Here is a 2,374-nt window from a genome sequence, read left to right as displayed (position 1 = left end):
AAGCAGACGGCCTCTGCTACTGCCAACGCCTGCGCCAGCTGGCTCAACTCGTGTCGGATACCGGTCCATAACCCACCAAATGAAACGAGCTCTTAGCTGTCGTCGGTTGTCAGCGTTGGTCGTCGTTGAGCACCCTCTGACGGCCCCGGGACGGCCCGTCAACGGGTGATGTCAGGACAGCGGATGCTCGTGTGACAGTGGCTCCCGAACGAACTGGATACGCCGCTCGTCGCAGGCGCCAATGGCGTGGAAGTTCCGACGGGCCTCAGTCAGACTCAGCCGGCCGTTCGGTCCGCCGCGTACCCTGTCGGCGTCGCGATCGTCCTGGCCGTCGTCCTCCCAGAAGCACACGGGGCAGATCTCATAGAGGCCGCGCTCGGCAAGCGTCATGTAGCCACAGCACGGACACGGATAGGGCCCGCCCTGTGGGCCGCGGTTCACGTTGATGAAGGGTTCAGTCACGGCCGCATCCTGGCGAAGTCCCGCTGCCTGCGCATCCGGATATGCCGCCCAATCTACAGTCCTAGGTTGGAAGATCGCGTATGCGGACCGGGCCTGACCTGGCGAGTCGCTGACGTGCGGGTTCTTGGTTCGTTCCCCGGTGTTCCCCGCTACTCCCTGCCGGTCGCCACCTGATCGGGCACGTGAGAGACGCGGACCGCACTTCGTGTTCTCCGCCGCGCTCTACGGCTCGCCCCACTCGGGCACGCACATCATGCGGTGGGCCGGCACGACGGGTTCGCTCGGCAGTGGATCGATTCCACGGACCCGTACAGCCACGATGTCCATAAGGATGGGGGATCGGTCCGGGAGCCTCGTCAAACGCCACCGGAAGGCTTCTGGGACGTCCTTGGCGGGCAACTCCACCGTGGCGAGGCTGACCCATCGGTCGTAGTTGGTGGGGCATACGCGGATCAGTGCACCGCATTCCGGGCAAACAGGTGGATCGATCCATGTGACGTCGTCAGGGTCGGGGTCCGGTCTGGGCGCGGCCGTGGCTCCGTCGGCTTCGGCCATCTCGTTGGCGAAGGTGTTCCAGCACCTCTCGCAGTAGCTCGCCATAAGGCCGAACCGTCCGCGCTCACGCACGGTGTGGTTGGTCTCCCCGCAGCGATGGCATGCCAACTGGTCACGATCCCGAATCGCCCCCATGTGTTTGAGTGTGGGCGAATCTGACCGGATCCCGGTAGGTCGCGATTTGGCCTCATTCGACGATCAGAGGCGCAGTCATCCAAGCTCGGAGATGGCTCGACCTGAGGCGTCATCCCCAAAAAGAGGTGGGCTTGCCAGTCTCTGAGCCAGTACGATCCGTCTGGCCATGAGTCGTTTTAGCGGCCCAAGACGTCGTACGCGGGTTCGCCCGATGCGGAGACCCCGGTTCGAATCCGGGCCGTGGCCACCCTCGATACGCCCACCCCTTCCCGCGCTGGCCCACCCCCTCGATGCGAACTACGGGCGGGGCGGTCGCTGAGGTCTGCCGAGCACGTCAGACAGTCGCTTGGGCCCGATGATGATCGGGGATGGTTGCGGTGGTTGCTGTACCTCCCTGCTGTACAGCACTCGCGGTGACTACCGAATCAGGCCAGCCGGTACAGGAGGGAGTCACGCTGATCCTGCTCGACCTCGGGGAGCGTCAAGTTGGGGTCGCGCTGATGAGCATGAGCGACCTCGGCCGGCGTCGGCTGCTCTTCCTTGAGCGGCCATGCCTCGGGGTGCCAGAGTTTCGACCGGACGAACGCCTTGGGGCAGTGGACGTAAACTTCGTCGGCCCGCACGACCAGCGCAGTTTTCGGCGGCTTGCCCACCGGGGTCAGCCGCGCCAGCAGGTCTTCATCGGACGTGATCCAGGCTGCGCCGTTGACACGAAGCGTTGTGTCCCGGCCGGGGATGACGAAGTTGAGCCCGGCGTGCCCGTTGGCCAGGATGTTGCGATAGCTGTCCAGCCGATTGTTCCCCGTCGCGTCCGGAATCACTACGTGACGCTCGTCGAGGACCGTGACGAAACCGGGGGCGCCGCCCCGAGGAGCCACGTCACAGCGGCCATTGGCATCGCTGGTGGCGACGAACACCACGGGCGAGACCGCGATGAGGCGGCGCGACATCTCGTCGATGTGGTCGAGTTCTTTGCGTAGCGCCCGCTCTCCGGGATCCGCGTACAACTCTCGGAGTTGCGCCTCACTGGTCAGAGCTTGGGGTATCGGGGCGTCATCCACTCTGGCGATCATAGCCCTGTGCGCGAGGTGGGAGCATGTGGCCCCCACGACGCGGTCACTCCCGCTTTAGACACCGTTTCTTATGGCCTGATCATTCGTTGAACCGTGCATGGCGGATCTGGTTGAGCGGTTGGTGCCAGACGAGTTATGGGTGTTGTTCC

The 2,374-nt window shown here is 64.6% G+C and carries 3 protein-coding genes and 1 tRNA gene; 1 reads left to right on the top strand and 3 read right to left on the bottom strand.

Annotation, left to right across the window (positions count from 1 at the left end; translation table 11 throughout):
• Positions 1 to 171: 171 nt before the first annotated feature.
• Positions 172 to 462, bottom strand: coding sequence for a CPCC family cysteine-rich protein (locus tag ACZ52C_RS41965; protein WP_469079789.1), 291 nt, complete (start codon positions 460 to 462; stop codon positions 172 to 174).
• 222 nt (positions 463 to 684) lie between these two features.
• Entirely contained in the window at positions 685 to 1,017 is a 333-nt protein-coding gene (locus ACZ52C_RS41960; protein WP_469079790.1) for a DUF6083 domain-containing protein, read from the bottom strand.
• Positions 1,018 to 1,314: 297 nt separating this feature from the next.
• On the opposite strand from ACZ52C_RS41960, the gene ACZ52C_RS41955 reads away from it, so the two are divergent.
• Positions 1,315 to 1,399: transfer RNA gene (locus ACZ52C_RS41955), tRNA-OTHER, on the top strand.
• A 178-nt stretch (positions 1,400 to 1,577) separates the two neighbouring features.
• Here ACZ52C_RS41955 and ACZ52C_RS41950 read toward each other — a convergent pair.
• On the bottom strand, positions 1,578 to 2,213 hold the full coding sequence (locus tag ACZ52C_RS41950; protein WP_469079788.1) for an MSMEG_1061 family FMN-dependent PPOX-type flavoprotein: 636 nt from the start codon (positions 2,211 to 2,213) through the stop codon (positions 1,578 to 1,580).
• Positions 2,214 to 2,374: the final 161 nt, after the last annotated feature.

The sequence above is a fragment of the Streptomyces sp. NPDC034049 genome (genome assembly GCF_055575575.1).
The sequence above is the reverse complement of the archived record's forward strand: the minus strand, read 5'-3'. Positions and strand labels throughout refer to the sequence as shown.

Bases quoted from the DNA above. Each gene is read 5' to 3' on its own strand.
- ACZ52C_RS41960 (WP_469079790.1), bottom strand. From the start codon at position 1,017: ATGGCCGAAGCCGACGGAGCCACGGCCGCGCCCAGACCGGACCCCGAC.